We start from the raw sequence: 1,527 nt of genomic DNA, 5'->3' as shown, positions 1-1,527 counted from the left end.
TCAATGAACGCAAACTCTCCCCAGAACAAGAGCTCGTCGAAGATATCCTGTCCATCCTCCACTGTTTCTCTGCTAGGCTTTACGGACTCCGAAAATATCAAAAGCAAGTCACGCAAGCGGTACAAGAGAAAACCTCGGAACCAGACAGTGAAGTTGACACCAAACAGTGTATTGAAGATCAGGGTGTTTCCATCTAAAGAGCTTCACAGGGTCTGGAAAACTTGGCTTAACGCATACAGGTGGATCTACAACTGGTCAATAGATGCTATCAAAAATGGCTATAAAGGCAGTGCTTACGATTTACAGAAACTGGCCAGAAATTTTGATAGGCCAGAATGGGTGAAAACCTTACCAGGACATCAATTACAAGAAGCTGTTGCTGATGGGATCGATGCTGTCAAACAAGCCTTGGCCAATGGCGGTTTTGCCAAGTTCAAATCCTGTCGGCAAACAAGTCAAGTGATCAAATTCAAAGTTGGAGATTTCAAAAAAGGTTCCTGGTATCCCACCAAGGTAAAAGGCTTATCCTTACGTTGCCCTCAAGGTTGGCCTGATCAGTGCATTTATGGTACTCAGTTAGTTTGGATCAAAGGTAAGTGGTACGGTATTTTTCCTGAATATATTGAACCTACTCCTACTAATAAGGATCAAGTAATAGCCTTGGATCCGGGCATTAGGACATTTCTTACTGGTTTTGATGGCAAAAACTATATCGAGATCGGGTCTGGGGATATTGGCAGGATTCAAAGACTTTGTCAGCAACTAGATCGGTTGATGAGTCGTATTGACTTAAGCTCTGCAAAGCGTCAGAGACGAGCAATGAGGAAAGCTGCCCATCGATTGCGTCAAAAAATCCAAGATTTAATTAAAGACTGCCACAATAAATCAGCTTCTTTTCTTGTCAAGAACTACAAGCTGATTTTTATCCCCACATTTGAGACCTCTGAGATGGTAGTAAAATCAGCCAGAAAGTTAAATAAGAAGACAGCTCGTAATCTGCTCAATTGGAGCCACTATAAGTTTCGTCAGCATTTGATTCAAATGGCTGATCGCCATGGTGTGAAGGTGGTCTTAGTTAATGAATCTTACACGAGTAAAACCTGCCCAAAATGTGGGCACATTCACGATAAATTAGGCGGTAACAAAAAATTTCAATGCCCAGAATGTGGTTTCTTTTTACCACGGGATTGGAATGGCGCGCGGAACATAATGATCCGCGCTTTGTCGGCAACAACCATCAGGTTTTCACCTGGTGCTATACAGGTCATTCCTGCTGATGAGCAGGTTTAGACAGGTTAAATGTTGCACAAGCAAGTTAACTAAACTCTATATCTAGAGTCTTTGGGTAAGCCCTGAGTTGGTCTTGCGCTGCTGACGTTGGCTATTAGAATCCTCCACCCTTCACAATTCGTTTTTATCTGGGTTCAAACTGAAAGGAATCATGAAAGTTATGAAGAAGCATAAAATCCAATTTCCACCTACAAATGTTCGAGAGCTTGGCCAAGATGAGGTCTATTTTTACCTTGT

1 protein-coding gene and 1 pseudogene are annotated in these 1,527 nt (G+C 42.2%); both read left to right on the top strand.

Annotated features, from left to right (window positions below):
- Positions 1-197 (top strand): annotated as a pseudogene (locus F6K37_RS41875) (IS607 family transposase); the annotation flags it as partial.
- The gene (locus tag F6K37_RS41870) at positions 184-1,290 is read left to right on the top strand and encodes an RNA-guided endonuclease InsQ/TnpB family protein (RefSeq protein WP_008191451.1); all 1,107 of its coding nucleotides are present in this window, start codon (positions 184-186) and stop codon (positions 1,288-1,290) included. The pseudogene F6K37_RS41875 and the gene F6K37_RS41870, both read left to right, overlap by 14 nt.
- Positions 1,291-1,527 lie beyond the last annotated feature (237 nt).

Origin of the sequence: Moorena sp. SIO4E2 (assembly GCF_010671945.1) — a bacterium.
Classification (GTDB): domain Bacteria; phylum Cyanobacteriota; class Cyanobacteriia; order Cyanobacteriales; family Coleofasciculaceae; genus Moorena; species Moorena producens.
The sequence above is the reverse complement of the archived record's forward strand: the minus strand, read 5'-3'. Positions and strand labels throughout refer to the sequence as shown.